Annotated in this window: 17 protein-coding genes; 16 read left to right on the plus strand and 1 reads right to left on the minus strand. The window is 46.7% G+C overall.

Features of this window, described 5'->3' with window-relative positions:
• Nucleotides 1-8: 8 nt before the first annotated feature.
• The 13 genes from hscA (at nt 9) to VRK_RS03380 (ending at nt 13,764) form a co-directional block, all read left to right on the plus strand.
• Complete coding sequence (gene hscA, locus VRK_RS03320) at nt 9-1,865, plus strand: Fe-S protein assembly chaperone HscA (protein WP_059120086.1); 1,857 nt, start codon at nt 9-11, stop codon at nt 1,863-1,865.
• Between the two features lie 13 nt (nt 1,866-1,878).
• On the plus strand, nt 1,879-2,217 hold the full coding sequence (gene fdx / locus VRK_RS03325) for an ISC system 2Fe-2S type ferredoxin (protein ID WP_059120087.1): 339 nt from the start codon (nt 1,879-1,881) through the stop codon (nt 2,215-2,217).
• Nucleotides 2,218-2,255: 38 nt separating this feature from the next.
• Entirely contained in the window at nt 2,256-2,450 is a 195-nt protein-coding gene (iscX, locus tag VRK_RS03330) for a Fe-S cluster assembly protein IscX (protein ID WP_059120088.1), read from the plus strand.
• 169 nt (nt 2,451-2,619) lie between these two features.
• Nucleotides 2,620-3,906 (plus strand): aminopeptidase PepB, encoded by a 1,287-nt coding sequence (gene pepB / locus VRK_RS03335; protein ID WP_059120089.1) that lies wholly within the window; start codon nt 2,620-2,622, stop codon nt 3,904-3,906.
• A 55-nt stretch (nt 3,907-3,961) separates the two neighbouring features.
• On the plus strand, nt 3,962-4,399 hold the full coding sequence (gene ndk / locus VRK_RS03340) for a nucleoside-diphosphate kinase (protein ID WP_059120090.1): 438 nt from the start codon (nt 3,962-3,964) through the stop codon (nt 4,397-4,399).
• A 145-nt stretch (nt 4,400-4,544) separates the two neighbouring features.
• Nucleotides 4,545-5,669 carry a dual-specificity RNA methyltransferase RlmN gene (locus VRK_RS03345; RefSeq protein ID WP_059120091.1) on the plus strand — a complete coding sequence of 375 codons (1,125 nt, stop codon included), beginning with the start codon at nt 4,545-4,547 and terminating at the stop codon, nt 5,667-5,669.
• Between the two features lie 452 nt (nt 5,670-6,121).
• Nucleotides 6,122-7,105 carry a cytoskeleton protein RodZ gene (gene rodZ, locus VRK_RS03350; protein ID WP_059120092.1) on the plus strand — a complete coding sequence of 328 codons (984 nt, stop codon included), beginning with the start codon at nt 6,122-6,124 and terminating at the stop codon, nt 7,103-7,105.
• An 8-nt stretch (nt 7,106-7,113) separates the two neighbouring features.
• Nucleotides 7,114-8,241, plus strand: a complete 1,128-nt coding sequence (ispG, locus tag VRK_RS03355; protein ID WP_059120093.1) for a flavodoxin-dependent (E)-4-hydroxy-3-methylbut-2-enyl-diphosphate synthase — start codon at nt 7,114-7,116, stop codon at nt 8,239-8,241.
• Between the two features lie 27 nt (nt 8,242-8,268).
• Nucleotides 8,269-9,546 (plus strand): histidine--tRNA ligase, encoded by a 1,278-nt coding sequence (hisS, locus tag VRK_RS03360; RefSeq protein ID WP_059120094.1) that lies wholly within the window; start codon nt 8,269-8,271, stop codon nt 9,544-9,546.
• A gap of 45 nt (nt 9,547-9,591) precedes the next feature.
• On the plus strand, nt 9,592-10,206 hold the full coding sequence (locus VRK_RS03365) for a YfgM family protein (RefSeq protein WP_059120095.1): 615 nt from the start codon (nt 9,592-9,594) through the stop codon (nt 10,204-10,206).
• Between the two features lie 12 nt (nt 10,207-10,218).
• Entirely contained in the window at nt 10,219-11,379 is a 1,161-nt protein-coding gene (gene bamB, locus VRK_RS03370; protein ID WP_059120096.1) for an outer membrane protein assembly factor BamB, read from the plus strand.
• Nucleotides 11,380-11,563: 184 nt separating this feature from the next.
• The gene (gene der / locus VRK_RS03375; RefSeq protein ID WP_059122621.1) at nt 11,564-13,054 is read left to right on the plus strand and encodes a ribosome biogenesis GTPase Der; all 1,491 of its coding nucleotides are present in this window, start codon (nt 11,564-11,566) and stop codon (nt 13,052-13,054) included.
• Between the two features lie 467 nt (nt 13,055-13,521).
• Nucleotides 13,522-13,764 carry a zinc ribbon domain-containing protein gene (locus tag VRK_RS03380; protein WP_059120097.1) on the plus strand — a complete coding sequence of 81 codons (243 nt, stop codon included), beginning with the start codon at nt 13,522-13,524 and terminating at the stop codon, nt 13,762-13,764.
• A gap of 7 nt (nt 13,765-13,771) precedes the next feature.
• Here VRK_RS03380 and xseA read toward each other — a convergent pair whose 3' ends face one another.
• Nucleotides 13,772-15,112, minus strand: coding sequence for an exodeoxyribonuclease VII large subunit (gene xseA, locus VRK_RS03385; RefSeq protein WP_059120098.1), 1,341 nt, complete (start codon nt 15,110-15,112; stop codon nt 13,772-13,774).
• A gap of 210 nt (nt 15,113-15,322) precedes the next feature.
• On the opposite strand from xseA, the gene guaB reads away from it, so the two are divergent.
• From guaB to VRK_RS03400, 3 genes are all read left to right on the plus strand, one after another.
• Nucleotides 15,323-16,789, plus strand: a complete 1,467-nt coding sequence (gene guaB / locus VRK_RS03390; protein ID WP_059120099.1) for an IMP dehydrogenase — start codon at nt 15,323-15,325, stop codon at nt 16,787-16,789.
• A gap of 97 nt (nt 16,790-16,886) precedes the next feature.
• Nucleotides 16,887-18,464, plus strand: a complete 1,578-nt coding sequence (guaA, locus tag VRK_RS03395; protein WP_059120100.1) for a glutamine-hydrolyzing GMP synthase — start codon at nt 16,887-16,889, stop codon at nt 18,462-18,464.
• A 308-nt stretch (nt 18,465-18,772) separates the two neighbouring features.
• Nucleotides 18,773-19,960, plus strand: coding sequence for a tyrosine-type recombinase/integrase (locus tag VRK_RS03400; RefSeq protein WP_059120101.1), 1,188 nt, complete (start codon nt 18,773-18,775; stop codon nt 19,958-19,960).
• Nucleotides 19,961-19,996 lie beyond the last annotated feature (36 nt).

The following is a 19,996-nucleotide window of genomic DNA, read 5'->3' on the forward strand; positions in this document are numbered from 1 at the left end:
AAAGCCCTATGGCATTACTGCAAATCGCTGAGCCTGGTCAGAGTGCGACACCTCATCAACACAAGCTGGCAGCAGGCATTGATTTAGGTACAACAAACTCACTGGTGGCTTCGGTCCGGAGTGGTACTGCTGAAACGCTACCCGATCAAAATGGATGGTCCATTGTCCCTTCGGTTGTCAATTATGCCCGGGATACGGTAACAGTTGGTGTTGATGCGCGCAAAAAAGCTCAACAAGATCCTGAAAATACAGTTATTTCCGTAAAAAGACTGATTGGTCGTTCGCTGGAGGACGTTCAACAACGTTATCCTCATTTACCCTATCGGTTTAAATCGAGCCAGAATGGTTTACCTGTGCTCCAAACCGCACAGGGGGATAAAAACCCAATTCAGGTGTCTGCCGATATTCTCAGAACTCTGGCACATCGTGCGGAGCAATCACTTGGTGGCGAATTGGCCGGCGTAGTGATTACTGTGCCTGCTTATTTTGATGATGCCCAGCGCGCAGGCACGAAAGAGGCCGCCCAGTTAGCCGGACTCCATGTATTACGTTTATTGAACGAACCGACTGCCGCTGCTATTGCTTATGGCCTTGATTCTGGACGTGAAGGGGTGATTGCGGTTTATGACCTCGGTGGCGGGACATTTGATATCTCCATTCTGCGCCTGTCAAAAGGCGTCTTTGAAGTACTGTCGATTGGCGGTGATTCTGCGCTTGGTGGGGATGATTTTGATAACCTCATCGCAGAGCATCTCAAAGAATGCATTGGCATTGAACATAAGCTCAGTGCTGAAGAGTATCGCACGTTGTTAGATGCCGCATCGCAGGCAAAAATTGATTTATCGGACGCTGAATCGGCGGATATCTCAGTGCTTGGCTGGCATGGACAACTGAGCCGTGAACAGTTTGAAGTACTGATTCAACCATTAGTGAAAAAGACGCTGATGTCATGTCGCCGCGCATTGAAAGATGCCGAAGTTGATGCAGACGAAGTGATCGAAGTGGTGATGGTTGGTGGTTCGACCCGAACTCCATTCGTCCGGGAAATGGTTGGTGAATTCTTTGGTCGCGAGCCGCTGACCAGTATTAATCCCGATGAAGTCGTGGCGATTGGTGCTGCCACGCAAGCTGATATTCTGGTGGGTAATAAACCGGATTCGGAAATGTTGTTGTTGGATGTGATTCCTCTTTCGCTGGGCATTGAAACCATGGGCGGATTAGTAGAAAAAATTATTCCACGTAATACAACGATTCCGGTTGCCCGGGCACAAGAGTTTACGACGTTTAAAGATGGCCAGACAGCGATGATGGTCCATACGGTGCAGGGAGAGCGGGAGATGGTTGCCGATTGTCGCTCTTTGGCGCGTTTCTCGTTAAAGGGGATCCCACCGATGACCGCCGGTGCTGCACATATCCGGGTTACTTATCAAGTTGATGCCGATGGCCTGCTTTCTGTCACCGCTATGGAAAAAAGTACCGGTGTTCAGGCTGAAATTCAGGTGAAACCGTCTTATGGTTTAAGTGAAGACGAAGTTGCCTCAATGCTCAAAGATTCCATGGCTTATGCCGCCGAAGACATGCAGGTCCGGGCGTTGGTGGAACAGCGCGTCGAAGCTGACCGTGTGATTGAAGGGTTAATTGCAGCAATGCAGGCTGATAGTGATGAACTATTGGATGCGCAAGAAAGAGCTGAGCTCCTGAAAGCGATTGAAACGCTGATTGCTTTGAGAAATGGTGATGATGCCAATGCGATTGAACAGGGAATCAAAGATATTGATATAGTGAGTCAGCCATTTGCTTCGCGCCGTATGGATAAATCGATTCGCGAAGCACTAGCGGGTCAGTCTGTAGATGATATTGAGTAGTTGAGATACAAACATGCCAAAGATTATTGTGTTACCTCATGAAGAGTTGTGTCCTGAAGGTGCTGTCCTTGAGGCTGAGACCGGAGAAACGGTTCTTGATGTGGCATTGAAAAATGGGATTGAGATTGAGCATGCGTGTGAGAAATCATGTGCGTGTACCACCTGCCATGTTATCGTTCGAGAAGGGTTTGACTCACTGAATGAAAGTGATGAACTGGAAGACGATATGCTGGATAAGGCATGGGGGCTTGAGCCTGAGTCTCGGCTGGGTTGCCAGGCTAAAGTGACCGATGAAGATTTAGTGATTGAAATCCCTAAATATACATTGAACCATGCAGCGGAAGAGCATTAATTTTTACCGCTGCACACAGTATCTGATAGGAACGAATGATGAAGTGGATTGATTCACGGGATATTGCTATCGAACTATGCGAACTTTATCCTGATGTTGACCCGAAAAATGTACGTTTTACCGATTTACATCAATGGGTCATGGATTTGGATGATTTTGATGATGATCCAAATCATTCGAATGAAAAAATTCTGGAAGCAATTATTCTGTGTTGGATGGACGAAATCGATTAATGTTGTCATCTTTCTTGCGTCAAGAGTGCTTGTAAAATAAATCTCGTCAAAAGCGGATCTTTACAGGTCCGCTTTTTATCAATTTGACATGTTTGCCAGATATAATGGTAAATTGTCTGAGTGAACCAGAAAATAAGTGGCAAAAAGTGAAGAAAGACAAGGAGAGGCCATGTCTGTAAATATGTCAGTATCTATTAGCCAAGAAAAAGCCCCTGAACAGTGGGGGGAAAATGCGACAATTTCTTATTCTGAATCCGGTGTGACCATTCATATCGATCCATTATCTACCCCTCTGGCCACGATTCAGAAAGCAGCCCGAAAAATGGATGGGCAAAGCTTGCGTAATATTTCATTAGTTGGCAGTGATTGGGATTTGGAGCGGATTTGGGCTTTTTATCAAGGATATCGTGATCCTAAAAAATTAAACACGTTAACATGGGAAGAACTTGCTGAAGACGATCAGCGAGAACTTGAGGCTCGGATCAAAACATCTGACTGGGCAAGAGATGTCATTAATAAGAGTGCTGAAGAGGTTGCCCCCCGACAACTGGCAACAATGGCCGCTGAGTTTGTGAAGTCTCTCGCGCCTGAACTGGTTTCTTATCGTATTGTGAAAGATAAAGATTTACTTTCCGATGGCTGGGAAGGGATTTTTGCTGTCGGACGCGGCTCTGAGCGAACTTCAGCAATGCTGCAATTGGATTTCAACCCGACGGGTGATGAAAACGCACCGGTTTATGCTTGTCTGGTCGGCAAAGGTATCACATTTGATTCGGGCGGCTACAGTCTGAAACCTTCGAACTTTATGGCATCCATGAAGTCTGATATGGGCGGTGCGGCGCTGGCCACCAGTGGGTTAGGACTAGCGATTTTACGCGGTCTGAATAAACGGGTGAAACTGATTCTGTGCTGTGCGGAAAACATGGTATCCGGACGTGCACTGAAATTGGGCGATGTCATTACCTATAAGAATGGTAAAACAGTTGAGATCATGAACACGGATGCGGAAGGCCGTTTAGTATTGGCCGACGGCTTGATCTATGCCAGTGAACAGCAGCCAGAAATGATCATTGACTGTGCAACGCTAACGGGTGCTGCGAAAACAGCATTGGGCGTCGACTATCATGCGTTGATGAGCTTTGACGAAACCTTAAGTCATCAAGCGCTTTCCGTTGCGAAAATGGAAGGGGAACGGTTATGGCCACTGCCGCTGGAGTCATTCCATCGTGACATGTTGCCTTCTAGTTTTGCCGATCTATCGAATATCAGCGCTTCTGATTATTCGCCGGGTGCCAGTACCGCTGCGGCATTTTTGTCGCACTTTGTTGAAGATTATCGCAAAGGTTGGTTACATTTAGATTGTGCCGCGACTTACCGTAAATCAGCCACGGATAAGTGGGCTGCCGGTGCGACAGGGATTGGTATTCGTACTTTGGCTCGTTTATTGATTGACTAAAATAAAATTCAGATCGTGATATCTGAATAACGATAGAGAAAGAAAGGACAATTTTATGGCGTTAGAGAGAACGTTTTCTATCATAAAGCCAGATGCTGTAGAGCGTAACCTGATTGGTGAAATTTATCATCGTATTGAAAAAGCCGGATTGCAGATTATTGCAGCAAAGATGGTGCATTTGACTGAAGAGCAGGCGAGTGGTTTTTACGCAGAACATCAAGGAAAACCATTTTTTGATCCGCTAAAAGAGTTTATGACTTCCGGACCGATTATGGTGCAGGTGCTTGAAGGTGAAAATGCCATTGCTCGCTACCGAGAGTTGATGGGAAAAACCAACCCGGAAGAAGCTGCTTGTGGTACGCTTCGCGCTGATTACGCATTGAATATGCGTTTGAATTCAGTTCATGGCAGTGATAGTGAAGATTCTGCTGCCCGGGAAATTGCTTTTTTCTTCCCTGATTCAGAAATCTGTCCAAGAGTATTTCAGTCATAATTGAATGTGATTTATGACTGAAATATGCAATTGAAAACCCTGTTTTAAACAGGGTTTTTTGCTTAATCAACGGGCTTGTTGTCAGTGCTCAAAGGCTGTACAATTCGCGCCCTGAATTTGATGTTCGGTTTTTCTGAGAGGCACCATGACCACACAAAAAATTAATCTGCTCGATTTCGATCGTACAGCTTTACGTCAGTTTTTTACTGAAGAACTGAACGAAAAAGCGTTTCGTGCTGATCAAATTATGAAGTGGATTTATCACTTTGGTTGTGATGACTTTGAACAGATGACCAACATTAATAAAAAGCTGAGAGAAAAGCTGAAAAAGCGCTGCGAGATTAAAGCGCCACTGGTTTCAGCTGCTCAACATTCATCGGATGGGACGATCAAATGGGCAATGCGTGTTGGTGACCAAGATGTCGAAACCGTCTATATCCCGGAAGATGATCGGGCCACATTATGTGTGTCATCTCAGGTTGGTTGTGCGCTGGAATGTAAATTTTGTTCTACCGCGCAACAAGGGTTTAACCGTAACTTACGCGTTTCCGAAATTATCGGGCAAGTCTGGCGTGCTGCCCGTGAAATCGGCATGGAGAAAGAGACCGGCCGACGTCCCATCACTAATATCGTGATGATGGGAATGGGTGAACCATTGCTCAATATGAAAAATCTTCTTCCTGCGCTGGAGATCATGCTGGACGACTTAGGGTTCGGATTATCTAAGCGTCGAGTAACGGTCTCTACCTCTGGTGTTGTTTCCGGACTGGAACAGATGACCGGACGAATTGATGTTGCGTTGGCGATTTCTCTCCATGCTCCGAATGATAAACTGCGTAGTGAAATCATGCCGATCAATGATCGGTGGGATATTCAGGATTTTCTAGCATCGGTACGTCGCTATATTGCTTCGTCAAATGCCAACCGTGGCAAAGTGACGGTTGAATATATTTTGCTGGATCATGTCAATGACGGTACTGAGCATGCTCATGAATTGGCGGAATTAATGAAAGATACGCCATGTAAGATTAACCTGATTCCATTCAATCCTTATCCGGGATCACCGTATCGAAAACCAAGTAATTCTCGGATTGATCGGTTCATGAAAACCCTAATGGGGCATGAATACACAGTAACCGTGCGTAAAACGCGTGGGGATGACATTGATGCCGCCTGTGGTCAACTGGTCGGAGATGTGATTGATCGGACCAAACGGACCCGGTTATTGACTGAGCAGGAAAATACAATTCCGATTAAAGCGGTTAATTGATTGTTATTACGCATGACTTTCCCTGATGCAGACGTTTATTTTTCTATGATTGAAACTGTTCCGTGTCGGAATCCCCTTTATTTGATATGATTGACTTCCTTTATGGGAGCTTTCTGAGCGTATATTTTACCTCTGTTCAAGAAGTGCGATGAGTTGATAAAAGTCGTTTTCTTACCTGTTTCACCCAGAAGTTGGCTCTGTTTTGTGTCAATTTCCCGAAAAACTTGGATTTGACCGAGTCTTCTTCCTTAATTCATTGTTGTTTCAGTTTTAATATCCTTTAGAATGACCTGTATGTATCAAAATTATTTGAATTACTGATAATTTTGACGCTAAGATGAACCTTATTTTGTGCTGGAACGGAAATAAGCTATCCCAAAAGAACTAAAATCAATAAAGCACTATGCTTATTATAAAGTTACAGCAAAGAGACAAGAGATAGATGCGACGTGATGACAGAATCAGAAATAGTAAAAGAAGAAGATAGCCAGATAGGCCCCGGCTCGCTTCTGAAACAGAAACGAGAATCACTTGGGTTGACTCAAAAGCAGATCGCGGACAGGCTTCGGTTACGTCTGACGATTATACAGTCGCTAGAGGAAAATAATTTTGATATCGATAAGGTATCAACATTTACAAGAGGTTATGTTCGCTCTTATGCCAAACTGGTTGGGGTTGATGAGCCGGAGATCCTTGCCGCGTATGATCATTACTGCGGTGCTACTGACCCTGATTTATTGATGACCAGTTTTTCAAGAAAAACGACCCGGGAGCAGCATAACAGTCGGATTAATCTGATTACGGTCGGTATTGTTGCCATTGTGATCGGTATTTCATCAGTCTGGTGGTATCAGAATCAAAAACAGGACACGCTGATTCCGCCTCAGTCCCAGGCATCATCGGAACAGGATCAAGTTGCGGGCTCGTCGGGAGATGAGAAAACAGATGATTTTACGACGGTGCGTGATCTGACTCAGTCATCCCAAGAACAAGCGTCACCTGATGTTGAGAATGCCGTTTCACCTGAAGAGCCCGGAGCAAACGTAGCCGATGATACGGATACAGTATCTGCACTGGCACAATCCCCTCAAGACAAGCAAGAAGCTGTGACTGATGAAGATACCGCGCCAGCAGAGCCGGTCGTTTCCGATCCAGCGACATCCTCACCAGTAGCAGATGAGCCGCAATCTTCAGTTGCATTGACGACTTTGAGCATGAATTTTAAGGATGATTGCTGGGTTCGTGTCATTGATGCAAACGGTAAAACGCTATTGATTGGATTGAAAAAAGAAAATCAATCCGTTCAGCTTCAGGGGGAAGCTCCATTTAAGGTTATTTTAGGGGCTCCAGAAGGTGTTTCTATGACATTTGCAGGTGAACCTGTGGACCTTTCTGGGTATACTTCAGGCAAAGTAGCCAGATTTAGCTTACCTTAGACAAAAATATGCAATATGAGTCTCCAATAAAGCGTCGCCGTTCGACACGTATTTACGTCGGTGACGTTCCTATCGGCGATGGTGCGCCCATCGCAGTTCAGTCGATGACAAATACGAGAACGACCGATGTCGAGGCAACGGTTGCTCAAATCCTTTCACTGGAAAAAGTCGGTGCAGATATTGTTCGGGTTTCAGTTCCGACCATGGATGCAGCGGAAGCATTTCGAGAAATTAAGAAACGTGTATCGATTCCTTTGGTGGCAGATATCCATTTTGATTACCGCATAGCACTTCAGGTTGCTGAATACGGTGTCGATTGTTTACGGATCAATCCGGGAAATATCGGCCGTGAAGAGCGGATTCGTGCAGTTGTGGACTGCGCACGTGATAAAGGCATTCCGATCCGCATTGGTGTGAATGGCGGATCATTAGAAAAAGATATTCAACAGAAGTATGGTGAGCCGACGGCCGAAGCGCTGGTGGAATCCGCAATGCGTCACGTTGATATTCTTGATCGACTTAATTTCGACCAATTTAAAGTGAGTGTCAAAGCATCCGATGTTTTTCTGGCTGTTGATTCTTATCGTCTGTTGGCTCAAAAAATCGATCAACCTTTACATTTAGGGATCACCGAAGCCGGTGGTGCCCGCGCTGGCGCGGTTAAATCCTCTGTCGGGCTGGGTATGTTGCTTGCCGAGGGGATTGGCGACACGTTGCGTATTTCACTGGCTGCAAATCCAGTTGAAGAAATTAAAGTCGGATTTGATATCCTCAAATCTTTGCGGATTCGTTCCCGGGGGATCAATTTTATTGCCTGTCCGAGTTGTTCCCGTCAGGAGTTTGATGTCATCGGCACTGTCAATGCACTTGAAGAGCGTTTGGAAGATATTCTCACACCAATGGATGTCTCGATTATAGGCTGTGTCGTCAATGGTCCCGGTGAGGCTGAAGCTTCACATCTCGGGATTGCCGGCAGTAACCGAAAAAGTGCATTTTATGAAGACGGTATCCGCCAGAAAGAACGATTCGACAATGATGATTTAATTCATCAGCTTGAAGCAAAAATCCGGGCAAAAGCATCAATGCTCGACCAGCAAAATCGCATTCAGGTCACTCAAGTCGAAGACAACAATTAATATCATGATGAATTTACGGTAATCCTTGTGGCAAAAACAATTCAAGCAATTCGAGGCATGAACGACTGCCTCCCGACACAATCACCGCTCTGGCAAAAGGTTGAGGGCAAGGTAAAACAAGTCATTAATGCATACGGTTATAGTGAAATCCGTATGCCGATTATTGAAATGACGCATCTGTTCAGCCGTGCTATCGGTGAAGTCACCGATGTGGTTGAAAAAGAAATGTACACGTTTGAGGATCGCAATGGCGACAGCCTGACTCTGCGCCCTGAAGGGACGGCGGGTTGTGTTCGTGCCGGGATTCAAAACGGTCTGCTCTATAATCAGGAACAGCGTTTGTGGTATATGGGGCCGATGTTCCGCCACGAACGGCCGCAAAAAGGACGATACCGACAATTCCACCAGTGTGGTGCTGAGGTGTTTGGCCTTGACGGGCCGGATATTGATGCTGAATTGATCATGATGACTGCCCGGATTTGGCGAGAGCTGGGAATCGCTCAGTATGTACGACTTGAACTGAATTCTATTGGTTCACCAGAAGCACGAGCCGAATACCGGACCGCATTGATTACTTTTCTGGAACAGCATGAATCGGTGCTGGATGAAGACAGTAAACGTCGGATGTATACCAATCCATTACGTGTTCTCGATACCAAAAATCCTGAAATACAGGCAATTTTGGGCGATGCACCGAAGCTATCAGAGTATCTTGATAATGATTCGCGCGCTCATTTTGCCGGTTTATGTGAACTTCTTGACGCTGTCGGTATCGAATACACCGTTAATGAACGTTTGGTTCGCGGACTGGATTACTACAACCGTACCGTTTTCGAATGGGTAACCGAAAGTCTCGGTGCTCAGGGGACTGTCTGTGGTGGTGGTCGTTATGACGGCCTTGTCGAGCAAATGGGTGGTAAAGCGACATCAGCTGTTGGTTTTGCTATGGGACTAGAGCGTCTGGTTCTGATGGTTGAAGCGCTGGAACTGACTGATGACGTTGCGCGTCAGGTCGATGTTTATATCGTGACGGCTGGTGAAGGTACCTTATCGGCAGGGGGGACTCTGGCAGAATCGGTACGAGAATCATTGCCGACACTACGTGTCATGAACCATTTTGGTGGTGGTAACTTTAAGAAACAGTTTAAGCGGGCTGATAAAGTCGGCGCCTCTGTTGCATTAGTTCTGGGAGAGGACGAAATGGCACAACAGATGGTCGTTTTTAAAGATCTGAACGGTGGAACTCAGGAAACGGTACTCCAGTCAGATATCATTGAAAAACTGGCTTATTTTTTCAAGTGCTGATGGTTGGAAAGTGCAGCTGAGAGGCTTAATTAAAGAGGGAAAAACGTGGAACTCTACGATACCGAAGAACAACAAGTTGAAGCGATTAAGAGTTGGTGGAAAGAAAATGGCAGATCCGTCATTGTCGGTACTGTTGTTGGCTTAGCTGCAATTCTGGGCTGGAATTATTATCAGTCGTCAGTGAAAGCGGCTCAGGAGGCTGCCTCTCATCAGTATTCTGATGTTATTGCTTCACTTTCTCAGCAAGGGCTAGACGCAGAAAAAACAGTTCAGAGTTTTATTGAACAGCATTCAGACAGTAATTATGCCGTACTGGCAGCGATGCAGTTAGCGAAATCCCAGATTGATGCCAAGCATCTGGATGAAGCGCTTGCTCAGCTTGAGTGGGCCAAAGCGAATACTGATGATAAAGCACTGGATACGTTGATTGATTACCGAGTTGCCCGCATTCAGGCTGAACAAGGTAATTATGAGAGTGCCGAGGCATCTTTGAAACAGATTACGGACTCAGGCTGGGTTGGCCGTGTTGCTGAACTGAAAGGTGATATCGCGCTGCGTCAGGGCGACAAGAAAGCAGCTTATGTTGCTTATACAGAAGCTCAGCAGGCTGAGGATGCCAGCCAAACATTACAGATGAAGTTAGATGATCTTGCCAAATAAGGGCGTTAGTGAATGAAGAAGTGGTTTGGCAACTTATTTTTAATGGCTGCAGTGACGAGTGGATTGGTTGGATGTTCCGGAGAAGAGGAGTCGGTCGTCATGGCTCCTGTTCCTGTCGTCAATAGCCAGTTTACGCCACATACGGATTGGCGAGCTTCCGTCGGTAGTGGTGTCGGTCATTATTTTTCAAAACTCAAGCCGAAGTATGCCTATGACACCGTTTTTGTTGCAGATCGCAATGGTTTAGTCAAGGCGCTGAACCCGGAAAATGGCAAAGAGCTCTGGCATCATGATCTTGAAGTTGATGATCCCATCCGCTTGGCCGGAGGAATCGAGGCCGGATTTAACCAGATTTATGTCGGTAGCGAAAATGGTCTTGTTTACGCGCTGAATGCTAAAACCGGTGAGCTGAAGTGGAAGCAGAATATCGGGGGGGAAGTTCTGGCAACCCCGACAACCGATAGTAACCTATTGATCATCAATACCAGCAATGGCAATTTGACAGCTCTGGATCAAAACAGCGGCAAAGAACAATGGGTGATTAGTACCGAAGTGCCAAACTTGACGTTACGCGGTGTGAGTGGGCCGGTTGCTGTGTCTGGTGGTGTTTTTTGGGGTACGGCAGGTGGGCGGCTGGCAGCAGCGATTACGTCTCGTGGGCAGATGATTTGGCAACAACCGATCGGTATACCGAAAGGGGCAACAGAAATTGATCGACTTGTGGATGTAGATTCATCACCACTGGTCATCGGGGATTCTCTATATACCATTGGTTATAACGGTCAACTGGTTGATATCGATCTTCGTTCCGGAAAACCTGTCTGGAAACGTACATATTCATCAGCAAAAGATATTGCAACTGATGGCGGGCGTCTGTTTATCGCGACTGATGAAGATCATATCGTTGCGGTTGATGCGCGAAGCGGAACGGAATTGTGGAGTAACCGTAAACTCGAGCATCGTTTGGTAACTGCACCGGTCGTAATCAGTAACTACGTCGTCGTTGGTGACAGCGAAGGTTACTTATATTGGATTGATCGTAGTAGTGGCGAATTTGTTGCTCAACAGTTTGTCGATAGCAGCGGTTTTGCTGTTTCTCCCATTGCTTTACCAGATAATAGTTATCTGTTGACCACTCGAAATGGCGATCTGAAGAAACTGACGATCCGCTAAGAATTCGTGATATAATTTTTATAATCGGCTCCCGGCTGGCAACAGTTAGGAGCCATTTTATTGTGGTTTTGAACGGCTGCTTGTTCTAAGTAGTCGTGCTTTGTGTCACATTGACCGGACTGATGAAATGAATAAATGCAGTCATATGGTGGTACACATCGCATTGAACAATTTAGAGGGTGTTATGGTTCCTGTGGTTGCGCTGGTTGGGCGTCCGAATGTCGGTAAATCTACATTATTCAACCGATTAACCCGTACTCGCGATGCATTGGTGGCAGACTTTCCCGGTCTGACTCGAGACCGTAAGTATGGTCATGCCAAAGTAGGCGAGCAAGAATTCATCGTCATTGATACCGGTGGTATTGATGGCGGTGAAGAAGGTGTAGAAAGCAAAATGGCACAACAGTCTCTGGCTGCAATTGAAGAAGCTGATGTTGTGCTATTTATGGTCGATGGCCGTGCCGGATTGACACCAGCCGATGAAGGGATTGCATCGTATTTACGGAAAATTGAAAAGACTTCGTTTCTGGTTGTGAATAAAGTCGATGGCATTGATGCCGATGCAGCCAGCGCTGAGTTTTGGCAGTTGGGGATGACACAGATGTTCCAAATTGCAGCTGCCCACGGACGAGGTGTCAGTGCACTGATTGAACGGGTGATGACGCCAACGATTGAATCGTTAAAAGCGCAGGCTGAGGCTGAAATCGAAGATCTGACCGAAATCGAGACAGCGGAACAACCGGCAATACACGATTATACCGAGGAAGAGGCGGAAGCTGAGTATCAGCGTCTGCAAGAGCAACCAATCAAGCTGGCAATTATTGGTCGCCCCAATGTGGGTAAGTCAACCCTCACCAACCGTATTCTGGGTGAAGAACGTGTTGTCGTTTATGACATGCCCGGTACCACTCGCGATTCGATTTACATTCCAATGCAGCGTCATGAGCGTGAATATGTCTTGATCGATACTGCCGGTGTCCGACGTCGTAAGCGCATTCATGAGACCGTAGAAAAATTCTCTGTCGTTAAAACACTCAAAGCGATTGAAGATGCCAACGTTGTATTACTGTTGATCGATGCGCGGGAAAATATTTCAGATCAGGATTTAAGCTTGCTTGGCTTTGCCTTGAATGCCGGACGTTCTATTGTTCTTGCGGTGAACAAGTGGGATGGCTTAGATACCGATGTCAAAGAACGGGTGAAAAAAGAGCTCGACCGTCGCTTGGGATTTGTTGATTTTGCCCGTATTCACTTCATTTCAGCGTTACATGGTACAGGCGTTGGTCATTTGTTTGAATCTGTTGAAGAGGCCTACAAATCAGCGACAACACGAGTCAGTACATCGATATTGACTCGTATTATGAAAATGGCAACGGAAGATCATCAGGCACCGATGGTTCGGGGGCGGCGCGTTAAATTAAAATATGCGCATGCGGGGGGATATAACCCACCGATTATTGTCATTCACGGAAACTTGGTCAATGAGCTGCCTGACTCTTACAAACGTTATTTAATGAATTACTATCGTAAATCTTTGGAAATTATGGGTACACCGATCCGGATTCAGTTCCAGAACAGTGAAAACCCATATGAGAATAAATCTTCTAAGTTAACGTTGTCTCAAGAAAGACAGAAGAAACGCTTGATGTCGATGATGAAGCATCGTAAGAAATAGGATTTCGCAGTTCAAGACACATGAAGAACCCGGCAGATAAGCCGGGTTTTTTATGTCTGGCGATTGGTCCCAGTAACCAACTATCTAAGGAAAATGATCTTTTTATGAAATGCTTCATATGAGTTTTTGATACGGAAATATATTTATAATATATCGTTTAAAATTCAAAAACAGAATATGTAACTTATGCTTTCGGTGTGTGGTTATATAAATGTTCTTTTTGGCATTGATCGCTGATCAGGGTGAATAAAGCATGAGATCAAGCAAAGATCTTATCCTGTGTTGTCCGGATCGACTTTATCATCTTTTTTACCAATGAAGGCAAATACTTACATGTATCCGTTTGACTTAGTATACAATCAGGCGACTGATTTCGGATCCGATCCTTTCTGATATACAAATCTGGAGATGTGGATCCGATCAACGGTGAGTTAAATCGTTCTATCCCAAAAAAGGAAGGAGAAAGAATGAGCCAGAATCAATGTCCAGCATGTCATGGGGAACTTGAATGGGATGGGCAGTACTATTGTTCTGAATGTGCCACGCATTACCGCAAAGTGGCGTATTGTCCTGATTGCCAGACCGAATTAGAACGACTGCAAGCCTGTGGGGCGGTCAGCTATTTTTGTCCGCAGTGCAGCGAACAGAAGTCAAAACGACACCCTGAATTACGGTTGGTATTTCAGCCGGTAGAAGATCATTTGGGTTGAGCGGATATTAGTCTGACTGAGTCACGGTGGAGTGAATCGTCCCATCGGTGAGGCGAGTTGTAATGCATTCTCCGGGTTTGACGTCGCGCAGACGCCGAATGATCTGACCGGCCTGATTTTGAGTGACGGAGTATCCCCGTCTTAATGTCGAAAGTGGGCTCACTGCTTCTAATGTCTCAGCAGCAAGAGCCAGTTGATGGCGTGAGTTGAGCAATTTTCTTTCCATCGCATCAATATATCGCTGTTCATATTTTGTCAGCAGATAATGCTGTTGCCGGATCTGTTGCTCCGGAGAGTGATACCTGAGCTGGTAGGCTGTCCGTTCCATCATTTGCGAATGTCTGTCTAAGTAGCGCTGTATTGCTTGTTGCAAACGAATACTCAACTCATCCATTTGCTGAATTTGTCGCTCCAGACGGTAAGTCGGATGCTGTTTTTCTAAAGCATACTGGTGTGTCTGACTTTTCTGGCGTTGCGCTGCCAGATAGTAGCGGATGGCCTGACTCAGACGGTGATGATAATTGAGCAGACCTGTGCGTTTGTAACTACTGTCCCGACTGACGAGCTCCGCTGCAGCCGAAGGTGTCGGAGCGCGAACGTCGGCAACAAAATCTGCGATTGTAATATCAATCTCGTGACCGACCGCACTGACAATCGGAATCTGGCTGGCAGCAATCGTCCGGGCGACAATTTCATGGTTAAAGCACCACAAGTCTTCCAGCGAACCGCCTCCGCGTCCGACGATTAACACATCACATTCCTGACGGGCATTGGCCCGGCCAATCGCTTGAGCAATTCGAATCGCTGCATCTTCTCCCTGTACGATCGTTGGATAAATAATGACGGGAAGTGTTGGGTCGCGACGCTTTAATACATCGAGAATATCAAACAGTGCAGCACCGGTTTTGGAGGTAATGATACCGATACATTGTGGGTGCTCAGGCAGAGGTTTTTTATTATCGGGAGCAAAAAGCCCTTCAGCGGTGAGCTTTTGTTTCAGTTGTTCAAATTCTTGCTGTAGCCGTCCGTCACCTTCAGCTTGCATACTTTCAATGATTAACTGATAGTCGCCGCGCGGTTCGTACAATGAAAGACGAGCTCTGACCAAAACCTGCTGTCCGTTTTGGGGCTTAAAAGAGACAAAACGATTGTTGCCTTTAAACATCGCACATTTGACTTGTGCCCGGGCGTCTTTCAGCGATAAGTACCAATGCCCTGAAACAGGCATAGAAAAGTTGGAAACTTCACCGAGCAGCCAGATGATGCCCATCTCATTTTCGAGGAGCAGACGAACTTCTGCATTCAGGCGGGATACCGTGTAAATGTTTTGATTGTTTGCAGATAGCACAGGCGAATGTCGTGGCCGTAGGAATGGAAATTAGCCGCAATATAATACATATCAAGGGGGTAATTGCAAATAAAAATTGAATAAATGTGTAGTAAAACGATTAATCGCTCGGTATAATCCCTCCGCAATATCAAATCCAATTCACTTTGATGAAAAATGCTTAAGGGATTGGGTTCTTTCTTTTAACACCCAAGCTGTGAGATATTGCAAATGCTACGAATCGCCAAAGAAGCCCTGACTTTTGATGACGTATTGCTCGTCCCCGCCCATTCAACTGTTCTCCCGAATACTGCTGACCTGAAAACTCGGCTGACCAAAAATATCACGCTAAACATTCCGATGATTTCTGCGTCCATGGATACAGTCACTGAGGCTCGTCTCGCAATTGCTCTGGCTCAGGAAGGTGGGATTGGCTTTATTCATAAAAATATGTCAATCGAGCAACAAGCGGCTCAGGTTCGTCAGGTAAAAATCTACGAAGCCGGGGTTGTTACTTCTCCTGTGACCGTTCAGCCGGATCAAACTATCGCCGATGTGATGGCTCTGACAGAGAAACATGGCTTTGCCGGATTCCCTGTTGTGACAGAAAGTAACGAGTTGGTTGGGATTATCACTGGTCGTGATGTCCGTTTCGTGACGGATTTGACCAAAAAAGTCTCAGAGGTGATGACGCCAAAAGAACGCTTGGCAGCGGTAAAAGAAGGTGCCTCTCGTGCAGAAGTGCAGGAAAAAATGCACCAAGCCCGGGTTGAAAAAGTGCTGGTTGTGAATGATGAATTCCAACTGACAGGCATGATCACCGCCAAAGATTTCCATAAAGCAGAACTCGCCCCGAATGCTTGTAAAGATGAGCAGGGACGTTTACGTGTCGGTGCTGCTGTCGGTGCCGGTGCGGGTAATGAAGAGCGTGTCAAAGCCTTGGTTGAAGCAGGTGTTGATGTACTGCTGATTGATTCTTCTCACGGTCACTCTGAAGGGGTCTTACAACGGATTCGTGAAACGCGGGCTGCTTTCCCTGATTTAGATATTGTCGGCGGGAACGTCGCAACAGCCGAAGGTGCACGTGCGTTGATTGAAGCTGGTGTGAGTGCGGTAAAAGTCGGGATTGGCCCAGGTTCTATCTGTACCACTCGCATTGTAACAGGTGTTGGTGTACCTCAAATTTCAGCTATCGGTGATGCGGCATCGGTTGCCAATGAATACGACATTCCGGTGATTGGTGACGGTGGTATCCGTTTCTCTGGTGATATCTGTAAAGCCATCGCAGCCGGTGCATCTTGCGTCATGGTTGGCTCGATGTTTGCCGGAACAGAAGAAGCACCGGGTGAAGTCATCCTGTATCAAGGTCGTTCTTATAAAGCTTATCGTGGTATGGGTTCACTGGGAGCGATGTCCAAAGGCTCTTCTGACCGTTATTTCCAGTCAGATAATGCGGCTGATAAGTTAGTCCCAGAAGGCATTGAAGGGCGCATTGCATACAAAGGCCTGTTAAAAGAAATCGTTCACCAGCAAATGGGTGGTCTGCGTTCTTGTATGGGACTGACCGGCTCAGCAACCATTGAAGATCTGCGTACCAAAGCTGAATTTGTCCGGATTTCCGGTGCCGGTATTCAAGAATCCCATGTCCATGATGTTCAAATTACCAAAGAAGCACCAAACTATCGTTTAGGGTCATAATCCCACGACGAAAACGTTTGCTTTTTGCTTGATGATGACATGAGAGGCGGGTAAACTCGCCTCCGTTCCATAAACTTTTCTTTGAAGACGACTCAACATGACCAAAAACATTCATGACCAACGGATCCTTATTCTAGATTTTGGTTCACAATACACACAGCTTGTTGCACGCCGTGTCCGTGAAATTGGCGTATATTGCGAACTATGGAGCTGGGATGTCGATGAAGCCGACATTCGAGAATTTAATCCGAATGGCATCATATTATCAGGTGGCCCTGAAAGTGTGACGGAGGAAAACTCTCCTCGCGCCCCGCAATATGTCTTTGATTGTGGCGTGCCTGTTTTGGGTGTTTGCTACGGTATGCAGACCATGGCAGAACAATTGGGCGGAAAAGTCTCCGGTTCGACTGAGCGTGAATTTGGCTACGCTCAGGTTAAAGTGGTTCAAGAGTCGAAGCTGTTTGAGGGGTTACGTGATAGTTTGACCGAGGACAACAGCGCTTTATTAGATGTCTGGATGAGCCACGGTGATAAAGTTGTCGAAATCCCAATGGGATTTACTCAAGTTGCGCAAACGGATACATGTCCATACGCAGCCATGGCCAATGAAGAGAAAAAATACTACGGCGTACAGTTCCACCCTGAAGTGACTCACACGAAACAGGGGCTACAAATGCTAGAGAACTTCGTTCTTGGTGCATGTGGCTGTGAACGCCTATGGACACCGAGTTCAATTATTGAAGATGCTATTGCAAGAATCAAAGAAACCGTCGGTGACGACGAAGTGATTCTGGCGCTTTCCGGTGGTGTTGATTCCTCGGTTGTTGCGATGCTGGTTCAGCGGGCCATCGGTGACAAACTGACCTGTGTCTTTGTCGATAACGGCCTGTTGCGTCTGAATGAAGGTCAGCAGGTGATGGAAATGTTCGGTGACCATTTCGGGCTGAATATTATCAAAGTTGAAGCTGAAGAACGCTTCCTCAAAGCATTGGCCGGCAAATCGGATCCGGAAGAAAAACGGAAAGTAATCGGGCACGAGTTCATCGAAGTCTTTGATGAAGAAGCCAGCAAACTGAAGAATGCCAAATGGCTGGCTCAGGGAACCATCTATCCTGATGTGATTGAGTCCGCTGCTTCTAAAACGGGTAAAGCACATGTGATCAAATCGCACCACAATGTGGGCGGATTACCGGAAGATATGGAAATGGGCTTGGTTGAACCGTTACGTGAATTGTTTAAAGATGAAGTGCGTAAAATTGGTTTAGAACTCGGTCTGCCATACGACATGCTCTACCGTCATCCATTCCCGGGGCCGGGGCTGGGAGTGCGGGTTTTAGGCGAAATCAAGAAAGAATATTGTGATTTACTGCGTCGCGCTGATGCAATCTTCATTGAAGAGCTCCGCGCTGCGGACTTGTACAACCAAGTCTCACAAGCATTCACCGTATTCCTTCCGGTTCGTTCTGTGGGCGTGATGGGTGATGGCCGTAAATACGACTGGGTTGTATCGCTACGTGCTGTAGAAACCATCGACTTTATGACCGCACACTGGGCACACCTGCCTTACGAATTCTTAGGCCGGGTATCAAACCGCATCATTAATGAGGTCGATGGGATCTCACGTGTGGTTTACGATATCTCAGGCAAGCCACCGGCAACGATTGAGTGGGAATGATCACACGTTAGGCATTAGCTGGTACTAACTAGCATTAAATGATACCTAAGCCCATGTTTTCATGGGCTTTTTTGTTTTTATGTCTGGCAGTGTTTGGCAACTGATGGCAGCGGGAAGCACCGCTTGAGCGTGGTATCCAAGGTGGTATTATCGAGACATGATGCCATGAGTGATAGCCGATACCATGCTGCTTGATCTTGTGTGTTCATGGTATCGAAATTATTTAATTAACTGTTTTTATTGAATTTATGGCCTGATTTTCGGGTGATCTTCCAGCATGGTATTGGAATCGAAGAAGGATAAGACTCTTGCTGACCGATACCAAGCTGCGCAACCTCAAGCCGAGGGATAAACTCTACAAAGTGAATGACCGGGATGGCCTCTACGTGGCCGTCACTCCTGCCGGTTCTATCTCATTCCGTTACAACTACTCGATCAATGGCAGGCAAGAGACAATCACCTTTGGCCGCTATGGCGTTGGGGGTATCACTCTGGCAGAAGCCCGTGAGCGTCTCAATGAAGCGAAGCGGATGGTCGCCGATGGGAAGTCGCCAGCGAAGGAGAAGGCCCGAGACAAGGCGCGTGTTAAAGGGGCTGAAACCTTTGGTGCCTGGGCGGAAAAGTGGCTACGTGGCTATCAGATGGCCGATTCTACCCGTGATATGCGCCGCTCGGTTTATACGAGAGAGCTGGAAACGAAATTCGGCAATCAGAAGCTGACCGAAATCACCCACGAGGACTTGCGAGCACTAACCGACGCCATCGTAGAGCGCGGTGCACCTGCTACGGCGGTTCATGCGCGTGAGATTGTACTCCAGGTATACCGCTGGGCGACTGAGCGAGGCCAGAAGGTTGAGAACCCGGCAGACCTGGTTAGGCCCGCAAGCATTGCCAGGTTTGAGCCGAGAGATCGAACCCTTACGCCCGAAGAAATCAGGATTATGTACCAGTACATGGGGCGTATTGGTACATCGCCATCGATCCGGGCAGCGGTAAAGCTACTGTTGTTGACGATGGTGCGTAAAAGCGAGCTGACGAATGCCACCTGGAGTGAGATCAACTTCAGCGAAGCGCTCTGGACGATCCCCAAAGAACGGATGAAGCGGCGAAACCCTCACCTGGTGTTTCTATCCAGGCAGGCCATGGATATCTTCATCGCTTTGAAGACGTTCTCCGGTGGATCGGATTATGTTCTGCCATCACGCTACGATTCTGACGTCCCGATGAGCAGTGCCACGCTGAACCGGGTGATGACGATGACTTACAAGCTGGCTCAGAAAGAGGGACAACCGCTTGCCAAATTCGGCCCGCACGACCTGAGGCGAACAGCCAGTACCTTGCTCCATGAAGCCGGTTACAACACCGATTGGATAGAGAAATGCCTGGCACATGAGCAAAAAGGTGTGAGGGCGATATATAACAAAGCCGAGTATCGTGATCAGCGTACATCTATGTTGCAGGACTGGGCTGATATGATTGATGAGTGGGTTGTTTAGGGGCTCGCTAACTTTTAAAGGCATCTCTTACAAAAA

The sequence above is a fragment of the Vibrio sp. MEBiC08052 genome (genome assembly GCF_001506075.1).
Lineage (GTDB): Bacteria > Pseudomonadota > Gammaproteobacteria > Enterobacterales > Vibrionaceae > Vibrio.